This window comes from Burkholderia theae, from assembly GCF_048565265.1.
Taxonomy (GTDB): domain Bacteria; phylum Pseudomonadota; class Gammaproteobacteria; order Burkholderiales; family Burkholderiaceae; genus Burkholderia; species Burkholderia theae.
This window is the reverse complement of the sequence record NZ_CP183463.1, coordinates 831,849-850,680: the sequence shown is the minus strand read 5'-3', so window position 1 is coordinate 850,680 and position 18,832 is coordinate 831,849. Positions and strand designations below refer to the sequence as shown.

Sequence of the window (18,832 nt, the reverse complement as noted above, 5' to 3'; positions counted from 1 at the left end):
GCTCGACCTCGAGCGCCGCCTCGTCTTCGTGCAGCACCTTGAGCGCATAGGTGCCGGGCGCGATACGCTAGGCCGCGTGAACGGCGAGGATGCCGCGCTCGAGCGCGCGGATCGTGCGTGCGCGGCCCCGCCCGCCGGGTGCGACGTTCTCGACGCGCAGCGTGAGCTGGATCGGGGTAGTCCGCATCCCTGCCCCCTCGTCGCCGTCTCGCGCGCTGAAGGCGCCGTCTTCGCCCTCACCGATAACTGCGGCGCGAACGCCGTCGCGGATTCGGCAGGGATATCCCGAGCCTGCTGCTGGAAATAGTCGAGCGTAGCCTCGAGCACGCGCTGCTGCGCCTTCACGTAGATCGAGGTGGTCGCGAGCGACGCGTGACCGAGGATCTGCTGCACCACGTCGATCGGCACGCCGCGCGCGGTCGCATCGGTGCCGAACGTATGGCGCAGCGCGTGCGCACTGGTCTTCTGCAGCTGCGCAGCAGCCCATAGCGACAGTACGCCCCAGCGCTGCAGCTCCACCTGCAGGCGCTAAAGCGCGGCGCGCACCAGGCGCCCGGGCGCATCCGGAGCATAGGCAACCGGGCCCTCGCCATGCTGCACCCGGGCCGCCGCGGTGCCGCGAATCGCCAGCGGCGCGATCAGCGGGAGATCGGCGGCCCTCGCCTCGCTCGTGTCGTGTCGGTCCCACGCAAGCCCGCGATCGGTTCAGTGGGCGCGCAGCGCGTCGAGCGTCGCGGGACTGGCCGGCACCGTGCGCACCTTACTACGCTTGCCGACCAGCGTGAGCGTCCACATCGACTGCCCCCTGATGCCGTCGACGCGCTTGACGCCACTGCGTCGGGCGCCAGCCGCTTCGGCGCGACGCAGGCCCGAGTCGACCATCAGGCCAATCGCCGCGCGTGCAATCCGGCATTGCGCGGCCTCGTCGCCCGGCCGCGCGCAGTGCGCGTCGAGCGATTCGCGCAGTGCGCGCAGCAGTTCCGGCGCCAGCGCGCGCTCGATCTGCAACGACCATTCCGGCGCGAGCGTCGCCGGCAGCGTCACCGCGCTGAACGGGTTGCCGGCCAAATAGCGCACCTTGACAGCCAGTGGAATGCCATGCGAAGCGTGCGCACGGCATAGGCCTGGCTGGCGGCCGACAGCGAACCGGTGAACGGCCGACAGCGGCCGCTCGCGCGGGGTCCCTTCGGGCCGCAGAAGTCCGCGCTCGGCTGCCGCAGAAATTCCTTGTAGGCGTCACAGTCCTCGACACGCAGCGACGAGACCGCGACGCCGCGCACTTTCAGCGCCCACAGCACAAAGCGTTCGATCTCGCGCGTGTATGCACGCAGCGTCGCGGGCCGGTCGCGATAACGCGTCAGCCACGCAGGCAGCGCGGCCAGATCGTGCTCGGCACGGATGAACGGAAACCCGACCGCGCGGTTCGTGCCGCTCACGCCAGACAGCTCGACCGGCGCGGCCAGCCGTTCGAGCGGCGCGAGTCCGGCCCGGCCTGGGCCAACCACGATTGCGCGATCGGGTGAGGGCGTGAGCGGCATCGCGTCGACGTCGGCATCGACGCGCACCCCGAGGATCGCATCGTGCCGGCGCAGCCAGGCCACCAGCGTTTTTTGCGCGCAGCGAGCGGATGCGGGGAATCGCACGCCACCAGCTGCCGCCGTGCCGGTTGCTGTCAATCGAACCAAACATGAAACCCCATCATGAGCTTGAAACCCGTGCAAAACAAGCAACGACGTCGGTCCTGGTTGCATTTTTGTGTTACTTCCGATTGACCAAAACTTGGAACTTTTCGAAAAATTAAACTAGAAATATGAACAAGGTAAGCGCAATTCACCATCATAGTCATAAATTATGAAATTTCATGCGCCTATACCTAAAATGTCATTCGGCTGCGGCCTACTGCTTGAAATCCCGTGAGCTAAATGCCTGATCGAACTGCCGAGCTCGCTGCATCTTGTCGCTATCAAAAGAGGTCGACGTCGTCGAGATCGATGTATGGCGCCGGTTGTCGCTCACCATGATCAGCTCGGCGCCGCGTGCGACGCGTGCGCGTGCTGCATCCAGTGCGGGCTCGCGCGCCGCAGCTTCTCAGCGGTTGCCGGCCGTTCGTCCTGGATCGCGTCGGCCGACAGCACGAAGAACCAGCGCAGCACGCGCCACAGTCGAGTGCTTTCGATGCTCATGCCATCGTCGTCGAGACCCGCGACGAGTGGCGTCGACCGGTTTCAGCGCGCCGGCGTGAGGGGCACAGTCCGCGCTGCACGAGAGATTGTTCCAGCGCGCTACGAGCGAGCGACGGCAATACCACCTTACCTAGCTTACCTCCCTTGCCGAGAACGTGCAGCCAGTGATCGCCGTGCTCGTCGCGGCGGATATCGCCGAGCGACGTACTGACCAATTCGCTCGCGCGCAGGCCGGTTGCGTAGCCGAAGTTCAGCAGAAACTGCAGGCGTTGCGCGGCCGGCGCACTCCAGCCGTTGGACCATCCGAGGCCATCGGCAAGCGTGCGGATCAGCAGCCACTCACCTTCGGTAAAGCCGCGAGACACGTCCAGTCCCGCACGCTGCACATGGCTCTTGATCTTGACAGCGGCAAACGGATTCGCGAGCACGTGGTGCTGCTCGACGAGCCATCGAAACAGCGCCGACAAGACGTTCAGGGCATCCGGTGGGCAGCGGACCGGTGAACGGCCGCCATTCTAGGCTGTGCCGCGGCCGCGATGGTCCAACCCAGCGCTCGCGCGGTGTTGGCCGCCTCAGGAAACTCCGGTAGGCGATCGCATCGTTGGTGGCGAGCGACGACAGTGCGCAACTGCGCTCGATGAGCGCCAACAGGATCAGTCGTTCGGCCGCTTTTCGGTAGGCGCGTTGTGTGGCGGCCGATTCGTGCAGCGACAGCCACGACTGAACCGCCTCATAGTCGTTCGAAGCCTTCAGCAGGCATTGCTCTCCGAGGCTCGGAACTGCCCGCGCGAACCGTCGACCTGGGGTTCGGTACAAGCAACTTCTCCCACGGCACGATACTGCCGGACGGCACCGCCACGCTCAATGCGCGCGCTGGTTCGGTCAGCGCCGGATGCACGCCAAGGAACACCTCGATGCGGTGTGGGCCGGCAGCAACGAGTCCAGCGATCACCGACCACCAGCGGCGTCGCCGCGGGACCCGCACGGTCAGATCGGCCAGTGGTCGCACACCGTGCGCGTGCAGCGCCTCGACAATGCGCGGCGGCTGCCACTGCTCGACTGTGTCGGTGATCAGCGGTGTCAGTACGGGCAAGTTACGAAGTACCTCAATCGCGCGGATCACGCTATCGGTCGATGTCCTTGTCGGACAAACCAAGAACGCGGCCGCCAGGTCGGCGCGGTCGCGAGCCAGCGCGTATGCGACGAGCCGCCGGCGAATCAGGCCGAGCGCGCCGCGCGACGACATCCTGTCGATAGCCGAGATAACGGGTCTCACGGCGGCCCGCGCGTCCAGGCAGGCGTACCAGCCGCGCAATGCGGCGAGCCCGGCTTCGTCCGGGAAGTAGGGCCCCTTGTCGTCGACGGGAAGAGTCTCGCGCGTTTTCATGATTCACAGTTTAAATAAAGATCAGATATGGATCGATAATGTCCGGTTTAGCGATAGAGGTGTAGTTGCGTCTTACGCAAACCGGAAGATCTGCATTGCCGCCGTCACGAGCTCTATACATCCCTCTTCCACGCACCTCCTAGCCATCACGGATCCGTTCGCCGACTGCACCTGGCGCCTGATGCAATCGATGGTAAAGAAACGCCCATAGTTACTGGAAGACGTGCAAAATATAGGGCGATTCCGAATGGCCATCCTGGCTATTCACCTATCAGGTTCCTAATCTGACTGTGATGGGCACGTTAAATACCGATATCGATTCCGATCTGTTTGGCTTGATTCACACCCGCCTGCCTGATCTGGCGGCCGCTCAGCAACTGGTCGCCAAGGTGTTCCTAGACAGACCCGAATGGGCGATGCAGGCGCATGTGCATGAAATTGCGAGGCTCGCCGGCGTCAGCGAGCCCACCGTCGTGCGGTTTTGCCGAGCCCTGGGGTTTCAGGGGCTGCGGGATTTCAAACTCCGCGTCGCGCAACAAGTGGCACTCGGTAGCGTCACGTTGCATCGGAGCATCACAGCGATCGATTCAATCGACGAAATCGTTGGCAAGGTGCTGCGTAGCTCAGCCGATATCCTGCTAGATGTTGAGCGACAATTACCCATCGAGCAGATCAAACGTGCGATTGGTGCGCTCGGGGAGGCACACCGTGTTGACTGCTATGGCGTTGGTACCACGTCCAGCTTTGTCGCCGCGGATACGCAAGCTCGACTGTTTCGTTTCGGTATCCAGGCGCAGACCTATACCGATGCAAACATGCAGATGTTTTCTGCTGCCACGCTGAATGCTGGCGACGTTGTGATCGCTGTGACGCACTTTGGACGCATGCCCTTCCTGTTGGAGGCAGTGAATGTAGCTCGGGACCGTGGCGCAGTCGTAATCGGTCTTTGTGAGCCTGGCACGCCGCTTGCCGGATTATGCGACATTCCGTTGACCTTCTCGCTGCCCACTTCGGTCAATGCGTACATCGGCAGCGATGCCTGCATCGCACACCTGGCAATCATTGACATCCTGATCATCGGCGTCGCGCTCCAGAAGGGGGACTTAGGCAGAGAACAGCTGCGACGGCTACAGAGCATCCTCTCCGAGCACGGGCTTGACGTATTTCCACGTTCGACGGGCAGTAAAAAGTGCTAGACGTTTAGACTTGGTCTGTACTTCCCGCGCTGAGTTATTCAATCCGGCTACCCGTTGTTTCGTCAAAATGATGAAGATACGCGGCCGGTAGCCGCAGCATCACGCGCTGGCCCGGCCCGAACGCTGTACGCCGGCGGGTCGTGACGCACCACGTATTGCGCCCCACCTTGCCGTACAGGTGCGTCCCTGCACCGGTTGGCTCGGCGGCTTCGATATCCATCGCAACGGCGTCCGCACCTTCGTCCGCACCTTCGTCCGCACCGTCGTTCGCGATATCGAGAGCGATGTGCTCGAGTCACACACCGAGCGTGAGCTTCGCACCCGGCGCCGCTGCAGCCGCAACCGCTCCCGGTAGCGCCACTTCCGTGCCGTCGCCGAACTTCACCGCCGGTCCCTGCGCCCCCGCCGTGACGACGCCTTCCACAAAATTCATCGAAGGCGAACCGAAGAAACTGGCGACAAACAGGTTTGCCGGCTTGTCGTACAAATCGAGCGGCCGGCCTACCTGCTCGATGCGGTCCGCATTCATCACGACGATGCGATCGGCCATTGTCATTGCTTCGATCTGGTCGTGCGTCATATAGATCACTGCGTTCTTCAACTGCTGATGCAGCGCTTTGATTTCGGTGCGCATTTGCACACGCAGCTTCGCATCGAGTTTGACAGCGGCTCGTCGAACAGGAACAGCGACGGCTCTCGCACCAGCGCGCGACCCATCGTGACGCGCTGCCGTGGGCTGCCCGATAACGCGCGCGGCAGACGATCGAGATAGCCGCCGAGATTCAGGATCTTCCCCGCGGATTCGATTCGCGGCTTAAAATTCGCAGAGGGTTCTTTGCGGATGCGCGGCCTGAACGCGATGCTCTTTTACGCGGACAGATACGAGTACAGCGCATCGCTCTGGAACACCATCGAGTTGCTGCGCTGCTGCGTCGTCAGGCCGTTCACGCGTGTACTGCCGATCATCAGATCACCACCGCTGATTTCCTCCAGTCCCGCGACCATCCGCATCAGCGTGCTCTTGCCGCAACCGGACGGTCCGACCCGCACGACGAACTCGCCGTCGTCGATGTAGAGGTTGATGCCGTGCACGACCTGGGTCTCGCCGTAGCGCTTAAAGATGCCGCTCAGTTGAACTGCTGCCATCCCGTCCCTTACGATTGCACGCGTTTTTGCGCAGCTTGGCGATTCGGATCTCGCGCCTCAGATCGATTCGAGCGTTAGTTCTTCGGCCATCAGCCGGTTGTCCACCATCACGCCGTCATCCACCGGTAGCGCGACGCCGGAAATCAAGCACGCCAACGGTGAGGCGAGAAACAGCAGCGCGTCGGCGATATCGTCTGGCGTGGCGAAATCGCGTCGCGCGTATCACTTCTTCGGCGCTTTGAACACCTGCTGATGTTTCTCGACGCGGGCCCTCGATGCATGCGTCTTCGCGGTGCCGGAACACACGATGTTCGTGCGGATGCCGAAGCGACCCAACTCGATTGCGAGCGACTTCGTATAGCTGATCAGACCGCCCTTCGCAGCACTGTATGCCGGGTGGCCGAGCGCCGCCATGCCGTTCACCGGACCGACCCGACCGCGTGTTAAGTGCCGTTCAGGTTCAGGGGCACGTCGCGCTGCCAACTCTCAGTGTCGGTGGTAGCTAGCGCGAGGCCGTGCGCAGTTCCCGCATTAACGACCAGCACACCAACCGGACCCCGCAGTTTGACGGCATGCTCAACCGCTTTCCGAACCGGATGCCCGACGTCAGCCATGATCGGCGTGACCCGCATCTGCCCCGTTGATCAACCAGGCCAGCGAGCGCATTTGCATCGATGTCGAGCGCAAGCACAAAGTCACCTGGTTCGACATTACGCCTGCCCTGGGCCGATCCGCTGCCACCGCACGCGCTAGTTGTCAACACCATGCGACTCATGCTTTTTCCTCAGATTTTGTCGGCGGAAGGACGTGTCTTGGAGCAGCTCGTCACGATGCGCACCTTACAGATTCCCAATTAGAACGATATGTAACTTAATTACACATCAGCAATTACAATGGCGTAGCGAATCAGATCGAGTCGTCCCAAAAATTGGGATTTCCGACCTACATTTCCAGACAATCGTTGATTTTTCTGAAAAATGGATGGAGTACGCACAAATCCGAGGTGACATTTTATTTGGAAGGATGTAGCTTGATTACATCGCGACGCACACAAGTTCCCGCGACGCGTTATCAGACAGAGCCCCGAATGATCCCTATTCCTGATGCACTTCAAAAACTTGGCGCCGTGATGGTCTTGGTAGGTCTTGCCCAGGCGGACATGGTCCGCGTTACCGTCGCGCACTAGAGCGATGCGACGGCGCCGTACTTCGAGAAGGTCGTCCGCGACTTCGAAAAAACGAATCCGCGCACCACGATCAAGATTGAGGGCGTGAACTGAGACACACTGCAACAGAAGCTACAGCAGTATTTGGTGAAGAGATTAGCATTGGGTGTGGCCAAATAATTCAACTGACCAATCAAACGCCATATAAAGGAGGCAACCATGAAACTCTACGTTTTACTGCTTTTGGCGTCTTGTACTGTAGTGGGTTGTGGCGGAGAAGACGGTTCATCCACCACGATATCATCTCCGACCGCCACCATAGAATCCTCAAGCGTAGCGAATACCAATGACATGGTAATGCAGCAAACAACGGGGACGAGCCCGATAATCGCGGCATTGCCAGCTTGCACGTCCGCGGAAAATGGCGCGAACCCTGGCGGCCCAAATGCTGCACCGATAGTGGTTCCCGCACTGCAGAGCTGGCAGGGAGGAAGCGGGAATCTAAATCTGTCGGCGGCGAACAGAATCGTAATCGATTCTGCAAAACTACAAGATTTGGCCAATACTTTCTCGGCCGATCTAAAGATGATTACCGGGTTGGTTTTGCCGGTTGTGACAGATGGAAAACTTAGCGCCGGGGATATTGGGTTAAGTCTCTCACCCTGTAGCAACACGTCCTCGCAGATTGGTGACGAGGGTTATAGCGCTTTCGTTGGGAATTCAGCCATCATTCGTGCCAATCAGGCAAACGGTGTTTTTTACGGAACACAGACATTGTTGCAGATGCTTAAGACGAGTGCGTCTCGTCAGTCCATACCGCAGGGCCTGGCGGTCGATTGGCCGACGCTTCCGGAGCGAGGGCAGATGCTTGACATTGGACGAAAATTTTATCCCCTTGCTTATCTCAAACAGCAAATTCGCCTCATGGCATGGATGAAGATGAATAGCTTCCATCTTCATTTGTCAGATTGGGAGGGTTTTCGCGTAGAAAGCAAACTCTATCCCAATCTCGCCTCGATCGATCACTATTCGCAAGAAGACATCAAAAGCCTGACGGCATATGCCAGCACATATTATGTGACATTAATCCCAGAATTTGATGTTCCGTCTCATGCAGTGGCAATTTCCATCACTGACAGCAATTTGCCAATCGCGTGCAGTTCAATGAGTCAGCCGAAAAATTATCCCGGATCACCCGACACATGGTCTGGCTCTGAACACCTCGGGTGGACGCTCGACGTCACGTCCTCTTACACGAGGAATTTCTTAAAAAATCTGTTTGTCGAGATGATGTCACTATTTCCCGGGCCATATTTTCATATTGGTACGGATGAGGTTCCTGTGGCATATAACCAGCAAGCGTGCTCCCAGTGGACAGCGTATCAAAAGCAAAAAGGATTTAAATATCCAGGCGATGTCCTCGTGGATTTCATCAATGACATGAATGGCACTGTGCGCGGAAAAGGTAAGACTATGGAAATATGGGACTGGTGGGAGCGAGAGCACAATAATGTGTCAACTGCAGTCGATACATCCATTCGAATCGACAATTGGGCTAGTGCCGCTTCGGATTTTGCAAATGGAAATGCAACTTCATTCTTGACGGCAGGGATGGCACCTTTGCAATATGACACCATTGGTTCTCAGGGAGGCAGCTTGTACGTATCTCCAGGCTACGGAACGAGTTCTGGGCAATATGGTTATTTTGACGCGAACAATATCTACATGAACTATAATTTTGCTGTCGGCCCTCATATTCGAGGATACAAGGTTTCGCGTTGGTCAGATAACGCTGAGAAACAGACGGTCGAATGGATCGATTATTATGCGGTAGGCGCCAGACAAGTCATTGCCGATCGCGTATGGGGCGGCAAAAAATCTACAAACTACTCGGTTTTCACAAACAATGCAATTACCGTTGGTGCACCTCCATACGGAGCAGGACAAATTTCACTTGATCAGCAAAGTCCACTTTGTCTCGATAGCAAAAATGGATATGCGATCGCAGCGATCTGCGACAATTCAAGTGTCACGCAACGATGGGTCTACAATTCAAACTATCAGATTCAACAACTTGGAACTGGTCAGTGTTTAGCATCCACGGCGAATGGTGTGAAAAATAATTTAAATGGCATAACTGGGACGTGGGCGCAATTGACGACCTGCGATGCAACTTCCAATAATCAAAAATTTGGCTACACAAACAAAAACTTTACCGCCGTAAATGGTTATTGTCTTGATGTTTTCCAAGGGGTAAAGGGCGACCAAGCACCCGTCGATTTTTGGCAATGCGGGATCGCTCAGAATAATCAAACATGGCTTTCACCTAGATAAGATTTAAGATGTGACATCCCGTTCATTGATGGCGTGGCGGGATATCATAAACTAATGCCTCCGTTCGGAAGGCGCTGAAAGGTCGCTTTCCGTCTGAGTTCACCATCCAGCTGGCGATTAACTGCTGGAAGAGCAATATTTTTTATCATGCCATCAGCCAATGTTTTTAAACCAATTCTCAAGATTATATCTGACTAATCTCTCGCGAATTATTGTAGCTCTCTGCATCAACCCACAACCAAAGAGAAAACACATGAGACTTCACTGGAAAACACTCGTGCTGGCTACTGCGAGCGTCACGCTGCTGGGCGGCGCCCCGGCCCGCGCCGCCGATGCCGCCGACGTGAAAATCGGCTTCCTCGTCAAACAGCCGGACGATCCGTGGTTCCAGGACGAATGGCGCTTCGCCGAGCAGGCCGCGAAGGAAAAGCACTTCACGCTGATCAAGATCGCGACGCCGAGCGGCGAAAAGGTGTCGACCGCGCTCGACAGCCTCGCCGCGCAGAAGGCGCAAGGCGTGATCGTCTGCGCGCCCGACGTGAAGCTCGGCCCCGGCATCGCGGCGAAGGCGAAGCGCGCGGGGATCAAGCTGATGTCGGTCGACGACCAGCTCGTCGACGGCCACGGCGCACCGCTCCCGGGCGTGCCGCACATGGGCATCTCCGCGTACAAGATCGGCCAGCAGGTGGGCCAGGCGATCGCGGACGAAACGAAGCGGCGTGGCTGGAATCCGGCCGAGGTCGGCATCATCCGGATCGCGTACGACCAGTTGCCGACCGCGAAGGAGCGCACGACCGGCGCGGTCGATGCGCTGAAGGCCGCCGGCTTCCCGGCCGCGAACGTGATCGACGCGCCCGAGATGACGGCCGACACCGAAGGCGCGTTCAACGCGGCGAACATCGCGCTCACCAAGCATGCGAATTTCAAGCGCTGGGTCGCGTTCGGCTCGAACGACGACACGACGGTCGGTGCGGTACGCGCCGCCGAAGGGCGCGGCATCGGCGCGGACGCGATGGTCGCGGTCGGCATCAATGGCAGCCAAGTCGCGCTCAACGAATTCGCGAAGCCGAAGCCGACCGGCTTCTACGGGTCGATCCTGCTGAATCCGCGCCAGCACGGCTACCAGACGAGCCTCAACATGTACGACTGGATCACGAAGAACCAGGCGCCGCCGCCGCTCGTGCTGACGTCCGGCACGCTGATCACGCGCGACAACGAAAAGCGGGCGCGCGCCGCGATCGGCCTGTGAGCCGGTCCAAGGAGCCGACATGACACGCACCACCCTCGTGACAGGCGCCGCCGGCGGCATCGGCCAGGCGCTATGCCGTACCTTCCTTGCGGCAGGCGACCGCGTGCTCGCACTCGATCGCGACCGCGCATCGCTCGACCGCTTCATCGCTACGCTCGGCGACGCACGCGCGACGGCGGTCGTCGACGACCTGACCGACGCCGAACGACTGCGCTCGATGCTCGAAGCGCATCCGCCGGTCGACGTGCTGGTCGCGAACGCGGGCACGGCCGCATCGACCACGCTGCGCGACACGACGCCCGCCAGCTGGCGCACCGATCTCGACGCGAACCTGACGGCGACCTACGTGAGCGTCGAAGCCGTACTGCCCGGCATGCGCGCGAGCCGGCGCGGCGCGATCGCGATCATCGGTTCGGTGAACGGCGTGCACGCGCTCGGGCATCCGGCCTACAGCGCGGCGAAGGCCGGGCTGATCAGCTACACGAAATCGCTCGCGATCGAGTACGGCCGCGACGGCGTGCGCGCGAACATCGTTCTGCCGGGCACCGTGAAGACACCCGCGTGGGAAGCGCGCGTGCAGCGCAACCCGCAGGTGTTCGAGCAATTGAGGAAGTGGTATCCGCTCGACGATTTCGCGACGCCCGACGACGTCGCGCAGGCTGCCCTGTTCCTGTGCTCGCCGGCCGCGCGGATCATCACCGGCGTCGCGCTGCCGGTGGACGGCGGCCTGCTGGCTGGCAATCGCGTGATGGCGCAGGAGCTGACGCTCGAGACGTTCTACTGAAGCTGAAGCCCGCAGGGCCGGCGGCCGCCCCGCTACAGGATGCGCGGCGCGCCGCCGCGCATCGCGCACAGCGACGCGTCGGCCGTTTCGCGAAACACGTCGATCACGTCGGCCGGCCATGCACGGCCGCCGAGCCAGCCTTGAGTGGTTTCCGCGCTGGCCCTGGCCCTGGCCCTGGCCGTCTTCAATATTACTCACCGGTGCGCGGGCGGCATGGCTGGCCGTCTGCGTCGTCACCGATTCGAGCACGTCGACCGGAGCCACGAGCGACAGCGGTTTCGTCACGACCGACGCCTTGTCGGCGGCCTCGCACTTCGCGCGGTCGTAAAGCGTCACCAGTGCGGTCACGGTGACCACCGGCAGACCGGGACGCAGCGCCCGCGGGGGTTCGGCGAGCACGGAACCGCTCATGAGAGTCGGCCACGGCACAAACGGGATCGCGTGCTCCCAGCCGAACGCGAACGTCGGCACCGCCGCACGGCGCGCGGCGAGCCAGTTCGCGAAGCCGTACGTGGAGAAGAACACGACGCCCATCGCCGCGAGCCAGCCGAAGCGCAGCGCGACCAACGCGTCGCGCGCGCCGGCCGCCGACACCTGCGCCGCCAGGCCGCGCGCGTCGCCGCCGAATTCGCTCATGACGCGTCGACCCGCTGCGCGAGGCTGACAGTGAAAATGCCCATCTCGTCGATCCGCTGATCGAGCTTGCTGTTGAAGTTCGTAGATTCTGCTAATGGTGTCCGTTCGAGCGCTAATCGTGTCCAATGATTCCGCTAATGCGGGGCGGCGAACGTCAAGCTGAGGAAGTGAGCAGCGGCAGGTCGCTGGCGAGGTATTTCGTCGACGTGCGCTGAATTCCAAACGATGGAGTTGAAGCGCGACATGGGCGTGCACCACGGCTCAATGTCGACAGCCTCTCCCACCCTGGAAAACAGGCATTAAAGTCGCACCCCCGTCCTTTCGACGAGAGGTATATTGTTGCGCATACACCCACGTTGTTGATCATCGGTTACGTGCACGCCATGCTCTCGTCACAAGCGACTTTCCTCATTGCGCCGCTCGTGAGCCACATCCGACATTGCAAGCTCTTGAAGGTGCATTAGCAAAATCGTCGCACATACATCCCCCCTTTGTTGCATTCCAGCAACGCGTGCGGACACGAAAGGAACATCGCTATCAGCCTTTGCTGACGGCGCTACCACGAGTTTACCCATTAGCAGTATCTGTGGTCACTGTTAGCAGAAACTGCGAGCGGCAACAGCCACCGACGTCGCTCTTGCGAGCGGCGCCAGTCAGCGGCTATTACGCTTGGCGCAAACGCTCGCACTTGAAACAAGCGAGGCAGAAGGCTCGACTCGAAGCTGAAGTTCTCGCTACCTACCCGCGTAGGCTTGCGGACACGTCCTCAGCGGCATGGTGTTCGTGTGGGTGTATGCCGGGAAAGTACTCGCGCATGAAACATGGCCGGTGGTACAGGGTCAGGCAAATACCGAAGTTCACAGCCGGACGTGTGAATTTGGGTGGAAAACGCCTGAAAAATGACCTGTTTTCGCTCCGATTCTCGGAATTCGAAGCTTGTATCGTTGAGGTGACTCACCTTCCGCTCCCCTCCCGCCACCTCGATACGTGCACGTTAGACCCGTTGCAACGCTAGTGCATTTGAGAAGTTGGCATGATCGGGGACTCGGTCCCATATGCTCTCACCTGCAACGCCCGACCATGGACCTGCTCATTCCGAGTGTGCTGATGATTGTCATCTTAGTCTCCGTCTCTACGAGACTTTTCAAAGGCGACCAGATGATCGTCGGTTGTGCGATTTTCGCTCTCTTCGCGGTTTCCTTGGCTTTTTCAGCTCTGCGGCGTCAACTTGATCGATGGCGAAAGCAGCGTGACGCCAATGAGAAGATGATTATGGAACAACGGTTCCCGTTCTGCCACGTCACACGTCTATCGTCCGGCGATTGGTTCCTCACGGAGAAGGAAACCGGGCAAGAATACAAGTGCTCGCCGATCACAAAACCACAAACAATTGCAAGCGATGACGACGCTCGATAACCCGCGCCTCCTTTTCAGGTGACGCAGTCACGCTTGACAACGTTCAATGAAATACCCCCGACGTCGTCCGCCAGCCAAAGCGCGCAAAGATCAACCTGGAAAACGCATAGTGCCTATGCCGTTGAGTCGCGCCTCTGTTATGCCTTCAGATCTGTCGGTGCGGTAGTCAACACTAAGGTCGAACTGCACAGCCCGAAACGCAGCATCACACCTCGATGGTCAGGCTGCCTAACAGGATCATCCGATGAGCCAGCTTGTTCAGACCGCGCAGGGCGCCGAGTTCTCCTCCGATTTGGTTGGTGCCGAATCGGTAAGCAAGGTTCGACCGCACACCAGGGCTGACGCGCTATGCGAAGATGAGTAACATCTGGTTGACACGGCCGGCCAGCCCGACAACGTCGGTGCTGTATGGTCTCAGGAACGATGACGTCCCGCGACTGATCCGCTTTAGGAATCCTGGACCGATCCGCGATGCGCCTTGCGATGGTAGCTAACGCTGCGACTTAACGTCTTTACTCTCAGAAAATGTGGTGCCGCACGCTTGGCTCCGCCCGGTTTTTCAACTGACCGAAGGTCCGCACTACAGTCAGGACGCGTAGTCCCCGGCCGTTTGAGGCGATGTCTGTACGGATGGTCGACCTTGACGCGCGAACAGGCGGCGGCACGCGGCTCGATTCAAGGCGCCCCCCTTCGCATATGCCGCCGCGTCACACCGCGGCGCCTCGGGCCTTACCTCGAGCACGCTGGCCAGAGCGGCGCGTGATACTGCACTGCAAAGAAGTGACAAACACACGATTGTAGTCGCGATGACGGATTTCGGAACGTCCATAGCTGACGAGCCCCTCAAAAGCCGTCATGGTATGCAAGCCTCACTGCTCGTACCAGCCGAAATCAGGTAAGAGTCAATTCCAAAATGTATCCGGAATCGGTGCGGCCCGCGACACCGGGTGACGGGCAGCACCGATTGCGGGTCACTGCGCCTGTCGGAACGGCGTGAGCTGATTGTCGACAGACTGCACGCCGTTCACCCCGCCAGCGACTTGCCCCGCGAGGGCGACTTGCTTGTTGTCTGGTACCGAGCCGCGCAACGTGACCACGCCACGTTTGGCGCGAACCGTCAAGTTGACGCTTACAAGGCCCTTCGTTTTCGCGAGTACATGACGAACCTGCTTCGCGAGTTGCCGATCGGCCTGGCGGCTCGCCTTAGCATTCGCGGTCACACCTGTCGGGTTCACGCCCGATGCGATCTCACCAGTCTGTTGCGCTGCGGCTTCCCCACATAGCGTGGCGGCAGCCAGCCAAGCCACCAACCCCATTGCTATACGCATTCTCATTTGATCTCTCCTCTTCCGACAATAATTTCATGAGTCAAGCTATCGACAGACCATCGATCGTGACAGGCCGCTTCTCGCGTATCGACAATTCCCCGGCTAGCCCTATTACCGCAGCACGAACGCCATCACGCACGGTTACACCGACCGGCTCGGCCTCTATCACGGTCCGCATGAAGCCGACATGTTCGTAATACGTCGAGCCGTGGTGTGCACCGAGCGACAATAGATAGGAATCGACCTCCACCACTCGGCGTTGCGGCCCCTTCGGTTCGCGTGGACATAGCACAAGCTCCGCGTGCCGCTCGCCGCGCTCCGGCCAATGCTTCTGCGCACCAGGCACGAAGCACTCCACCTTACCCTTATCGCCGACCACCGAAAATTCCTCCTGCCATTCCGAGCCATCTGCAAACATGCATAGATCGAGACTTGCGCGGGAACCGTTGTCAAACTCGACGATCACATACGCGTTGTCGACCATGTCCGGCACCCGCCCGTCATAGCGCTCGTGGCGATGGTTGACCTCCGCCGACCCTGAGGCGTATACGCGTACTGCCTCGCCACCGACGACCAGGCGCATCAGGTCGAAGAAGTGGCAGCACTTCTCGACAAGCGTTCCGCCTGTACGATCGCTGAAGCGATTCCAGTTGCCGACCTTGGACAGGAACGGATGGCGATGCTCTCGAATCGAGAACATCCGCGGCGTGCCAATGAATCCGCCTCGAATTTCGTCGAGCATCGCGCGAAACGGCGGCATGTATCGATACTCCATCCCGACCCACACCGGCGCCGGATGGCTCGACGCCGCTTCCTCGAGCCAACGGCAATCGTCGAGCGACGTACAAATCGGCTTCTCGACGAGCGTTGGATACGCTCGCGCTGCCGCAAAGATATCGTCGAGCACTGCGCGATGCGTGTCGTTCGGCGTCGCAACGACGAGCACATCACACACATTGCTGTCGAGTAACGCGCGATGATCAGCGAACGTCCGAACATCGTGCCCAACCAATGCAGCCGCAGCGACAATCGACTCACGGTGCGTATCGGCAAGCGCTGTGACTGTCACGCCAGGCAGCAACGCGAGGTATCGTAGATGCTCTTGCCCCATCATCCCGGTACCGATCACGCCATACCTGAGTTGTTGCATCACGCTTCCTCGCTCATAGGTACCGCCACGGACACTTCGATCGCACGTCCATCGCATATCTCTGCGATGGACGCTGGCAACGGTGCGTTGGTATAAACTCTCGCCATACGGCCGATCTGGCCAACCATGGTGAATCCGCGCACGTTGGAGAAGCGCGCACTGTCTGCCACAAGCCAGACCTCACGGGCTACTTCAATGATCATGCGCAGCACCGCTGCACAATCCAGATCACCGATGAGCATCCCGCCGTCCGCACCCACTCCGTCGACGCCGACAATCGCGATGTCCGCCCTGTAGTCAGTCAGGAATGCCCTGATGTGCGTGCCGAACAATGCCGAATCGCTAGGTCGCACGACACCGCCAGCAACGATCACCTCGATATCGGCGCGCGTGTCTTCGACGTCACGTGCCGCGATGCTTAACGACATCGCGACTTTAAGGCTGCTTGTCACCACACGCACACCGCCGCGTCGCGCAAGCGCTGCTCCGATCCCTTCAGCGACGGCCCCACTCCCAAGCAACACCGTACTGCCGTGCGGCACCTGCCACGCTGCGATTTCGCACAGGTGTTGCTCGGTCCGGCATGCCGATGTCAGCGCATCGGTATCGCGCCTGCTGGCAACCGTAGTACCGACGCATGCCGTCGCCATCGCGATCCCGCGCGTACGCGTGACGCTACCGTCTCGCGTCAGTGTTCGAAGGTCCCGTCGGACCGTTTGGGGTGTCACACCGAGCCTCTCGGCGAGCACGTCAACCGACATGCTGCCGTCGGCACACAACACGTCGACGATTCGCCCGTGGCGCGGATGCGCCATGCTCAGAACGACGTTCGAAGGCCGGCGGTAAATGCCCACGGCTTGAACCCCGGCTGGACGGTCGCATACGCGGAGTTGAGCAAGCCGAACCCCTGGGTGGAATGCGAGTTGTTTTGGATGTACGCGGCGTAACCGTATAGCTGCGTGCGCTTCGACAGGAAGTAGACGTAGCCGATGTCGTAAGCAAGCGCGCGTGCGCCTCCCTTTTCGATCCGCCGCGCTGCTCCAATGTTCAGGTCGCCCGGCCCGATTGGAACCTTGGCGTTGAGCATCTCCGCCGATGCGAAGAAATTGGTCGGATCGCTGCGCTTGGTATAGAGGTAGTTGCCGCCGAGCGTGACAGGACCGAAATTGTAGGACGCGGAAACGACTTGTGTGGTCTGCGCCGAGGGCGTCAGTATCGTGGTGTTCGCGTAATACTGGTAATGATTGACGCCGTAACCAACCCACAGCGGGCCGTTCGCATACTGGACATTCATGCCGAGGTTTCGCCCGTCGGCGACTTGCCCCGACGAGTTTTGCGAACCGAACGAATAGCCAAGCTCAGCGGTCAGTCCGTGGAAATTCGGCGTACGGTAACGTACCGCGTTTTGGTAGAATCCACCCGTGCCGGATTTGCCGAGCGTCACCGTGTGCTCAAGGCTCATGATTGCGGCCGGATTCGAGAGCCCGTAGGTTGCGACGTCGGAACCGAGGAACACCCAGTAGATCGGCAGATACATGTAGCCAAAATCAAGGCTGCCGTAGGGGCTCGACAAACCAACCGACGCGCCGCGATTCCACAGCGTCGAACCACCTGCCACTCCGGTGTAGGTGTTGAAACCCATTTCGAGCTGGAAGTTGGCTCGATATCCGCCACCAAGATCTTCGCTTCCGCGCAGTCCCCAGCGAGATGCCTGCAGGTTGCCGCTCGCGGCCATCACGGTGGGACTGACAGTGCGGTCAAGCTTTACATATTGAATCGAAGAATCGACGATCCCGTAGAGCGTCACCGATGACTGTGCGTGGCACGCGCCCGCGGCAATCAGCCCCACCCCGCCAGCAACCCACTTCAAATGGCGAACCTTCATCCTGTATCTCCTCAAACCCTGTAATAGTTAGCGGTATCATTTTCTGACGTGCCTTTGAGCGCCATAGCCCTTATCGCGGGCTTTTCACATACGACTCATACCCTTGTTGCGGTTTACTGGTAGCGCTACCAGTTCAAATACTATTTCGGTGATCCTCCGCTCGCAACGCGTGGAAACCCTCGGCCTCGGCCCTTCTCAGCCGACCACAGACACCTGCGCGAGTCCTGCATCAACAATGACACTTTGTCCGGTTACTGCCGTGGATTGGTCCGATGCGAGGAACAGGGCCATATCTGCGATATGCGACGGCTCGACTCGAAACTTCAGGCACTGCAGTTCGATGAAACGCTGATCCGCACCGGGATCGCGCCAAAGCGCCTGCTGGCGTTCGGTAACGACCGCGCCGGGCAAGAGCGCATTCACGCGAATATTGTGCTCACCTAGCTCGCGCGCCAGCGTGCGAGAGATCCCGCTTATCGCCGCCTTCGACGCGGTGTAACCGACGAGATTCGGGCGCCCGCGCAGCCACGAGATCGATCCGAGATTGATGATCGACCCGCCGCCTGCAGCCGCCATTCCCTGGGTCACAGCTTGCGTCGCGAATATGTGATGCGTGAGGTTGACCGACAAAATGTCGTTCCAGCGCTCGAGTGTGAGGTCCGCAAGCGCGTGCCGGTCGTCACGGCCTGCGTTATTGACGAGCACACGGATAGGACCCACCGCCTCTGCCGCGTCTGAAAGCACACGCTTATAGGCAGCGATGTCACGTATGTCGCACTGCCCGAACCAGGGGCGCGCACCCTCAGGATAGCCGGCAAGAAGTTCTGCCGACGCCCCTGCGTCGATGTCGCAGAACGCTACTCGCGCGCGTTGCTGCACAAATGCATCGACAAGCGCCGCACCGATCCCCGATCCTCCCCCGGAGATGAACACGGCCTTGTTTGCTAGGCTTGGATAAGTTGCATGTGACATG

General features: G+C 59.9%; 13 protein-coding genes and 6 pseudogenes. 5 read left to right on the top strand and 14 right to left on the bottom strand.

Annotation, left to right across the window (positions count from 1 at the left end):
• Positions 1–393 precede the first annotated feature (393 nt).
• The 4 genes and pseudogenes from ACN22W_RS36505 to ACN22W_RS36490 form a co-directional block, all read right to left on the bottom strand.
• Positions 394–519, bottom strand: a pseudogene (locus tag ACN22W_RS36505) (hypothetical protein); the annotation flags it as partial.
• Positions 520–705: 186 nt separating this feature from the next.
• Entirely contained in the window at positions 706–1,077 is a 372-nt protein-coding gene (locus ACN22W_RS36500) for a hypothetical protein (protein WP_419689972.1), read from the bottom strand.
• Positions 1,041–1,643: a hypothetical protein gene (locus tag ACN22W_RS36495; protein ID WP_419689971.1), complete on the bottom strand. Its 603-nt coding sequence runs from the start codon at positions 1,641–1,643 to the stop codon at positions 1,041–1,043. Before ACN22W_RS36495 ends, ACN22W_RS36500 begins: the two co-directional genes overlap by 37 nt.
• Before the next feature lie 253 nt (positions 1,644–1,896).
• Positions 1,897–3,570 (bottom strand): annotated as a pseudogene (locus ACN22W_RS36490) (phage integrase family protein).
• A 293-nt stretch (positions 3,571–3,863) separates the two neighbouring features.
• Here ACN22W_RS36490 and ACN22W_RS36485 point away from each other — a divergent pair.
• Entirely contained in the window at positions 3,864–4,766 is a 903-nt protein-coding gene (locus ACN22W_RS36485) for a MurR/RpiR family transcriptional regulator (protein WP_419689970.1), read from the top strand.
• A gap of 34 nt (positions 4,767–4,800) precedes the next feature.
• Here ACN22W_RS36485 and ACN22W_RS36480 read toward each other — a convergent pair.
• Both ACN22W_RS36480 and ACN22W_RS36475 read right to left on the bottom strand, forming a co-directional pair.
• Positions 4,801–5,912, bottom strand: a pseudogene (locus tag ACN22W_RS36480) (ABC transporter ATP-binding protein).
• Positions 5,913–5,969: 57 nt separating this feature from the next.
• Positions 5,970–6,687 (bottom strand): annotated as a pseudogene (locus tag ACN22W_RS36475) (SDR family oxidoreductase).
• A 609-nt stretch (positions 6,688–7,296) separates the two neighbouring features.
• Here ACN22W_RS36475 and ACN22W_RS36470 point away from each other — a divergent pair.
• The 3 genes from ACN22W_RS36470 (at position 7,297) to ACN22W_RS36460 (ending at position 11,444) form a co-directional block, all read left to right on the top strand.
• Positions 7,297–9,411 carry a family 20 glycosylhydrolase gene (locus tag ACN22W_RS36470; RefSeq protein ID WP_419689969.1) on the top strand — a complete coding sequence of 705 codons (2,115 nt, stop codon included), beginning with the start codon at positions 7,297–7,299 and terminating at the stop codon, positions 9,409–9,411.
• Positions 9,412–9,664: 253 nt separating this feature from the next.
• Complete coding sequence (locus tag ACN22W_RS36465; RefSeq protein WP_419689968.1) at positions 9,665–10,660, top strand: arabinose ABC transporter substrate-binding protein; 996 nt, start codon at positions 9,665–9,667, stop codon at positions 10,658–10,660.
• 19 nt (positions 10,661–10,679) lie between these two features.
• On the top strand, positions 10,680–11,444 hold the full coding sequence (locus ACN22W_RS36460) for an SDR family oxidoreductase (protein ID WP_419689967.1): 765 nt from the start codon (positions 10,680–10,682) through the stop codon (positions 11,442–11,444).
• A 32-nt stretch (positions 11,445–11,476) separates the two neighbouring features.
• Here ACN22W_RS36460 and ACN22W_RS36455 read toward each other — a convergent pair whose 3' ends face one another.
• The 3 genes and pseudogenes from ACN22W_RS36455 to ACN22W_RS36445 all read right to left on the bottom strand — a co-directional run.
• Positions 11,477–11,632 (bottom strand): hypothetical protein, encoded by a 156-nt coding sequence (locus ACN22W_RS36455; RefSeq protein ID WP_419689966.1) that lies wholly within the window; start codon positions 11,630–11,632, stop codon positions 11,477–11,479.
• A 232-nt stretch (positions 11,633–11,864) separates the two neighbouring features.
• Positions 11,865–12,080, bottom strand: a pseudogene (locus ACN22W_RS36450) (serine/threonine protein phosphatase); the annotation flags it as partial.
• Positions 12,077–12,148: pseudogene (locus tag ACN22W_RS36445) on the bottom strand (class I SAM-dependent methyltransferase family protein); the annotation flags it as partial. The pseudogenes ACN22W_RS36450 and ACN22W_RS36445, both read right to left, overlap by 4 nt.
• A gap of 1,012 nt (positions 12,149–13,160) precedes the next feature.
• Here ACN22W_RS36445 and ACN22W_RS36440 point away from each other — a divergent pair.
• The gene (locus ACN22W_RS36440) at positions 13,161–13,496 is read left to right on the top strand and encodes a hypothetical protein (RefSeq protein ID WP_419689965.1); all 336 of its coding nucleotides are present in this window, start codon (positions 13,161–13,163) and stop codon (positions 13,494–13,496) included.
• A gap of 971 nt (positions 13,497–14,467) precedes the next feature.
• Here the strand turns inward: ACN22W_RS36440 and ACN22W_RS36435 are convergent.
• The 5 genes from ACN22W_RS36435 to ACN22W_RS36415 all read right to left on the bottom strand — a co-directional run bounded on the left by ACN22W_RS36435 (position 14,468) and on the right by ACN22W_RS36415 (position 18,831).
• Positions 14,468–14,830: a BON domain-containing protein gene (locus ACN22W_RS36435; protein WP_419689964.1), complete on the bottom strand. Its 363-nt coding sequence runs from the start codon at positions 14,828–14,830 to the stop codon at positions 14,468–14,470.
• A 34-nt stretch (positions 14,831–14,864) separates the two neighbouring features.
• A complete protein-coding gene (locus tag ACN22W_RS36430) occupies positions 14,865–15,974 on the bottom strand; it encodes a Gfo/Idh/MocA family protein (protein ID WP_419689963.1) in 1,110 nt (369 codons plus the stop codon).
• Positions 15,974–16,789, bottom strand: a complete 816-nt coding sequence (locus ACN22W_RS36425) for a DeoR/GlpR family DNA-binding transcription regulator (protein ID WP_419689962.1) — start codon at positions 16,787–16,789, stop codon at positions 15,974–15,976. The genes ACN22W_RS36430 and ACN22W_RS36425 overlap by 1 nt, the downstream gene beginning before the upstream one ends.
• 2 nt (positions 16,790–16,791) lie before the next feature.
• Positions 16,792–17,859 (bottom strand): porin, encoded by a 1,068-nt coding sequence (locus tag ACN22W_RS36420; RefSeq protein WP_419689961.1) that lies wholly within the window; start codon positions 17,857–17,859, stop codon positions 16,792–16,794.
• A 195-nt stretch (positions 17,860–18,054) separates the two neighbouring features.
• Entirely contained in the window at positions 18,055–18,831 is a 777-nt protein-coding gene (locus ACN22W_RS36415) for an SDR family NAD(P)-dependent oxidoreductase (RefSeq protein ID WP_419689960.1), read from the bottom strand.
• Position 18,832 lies beyond the last annotated feature (1 nt).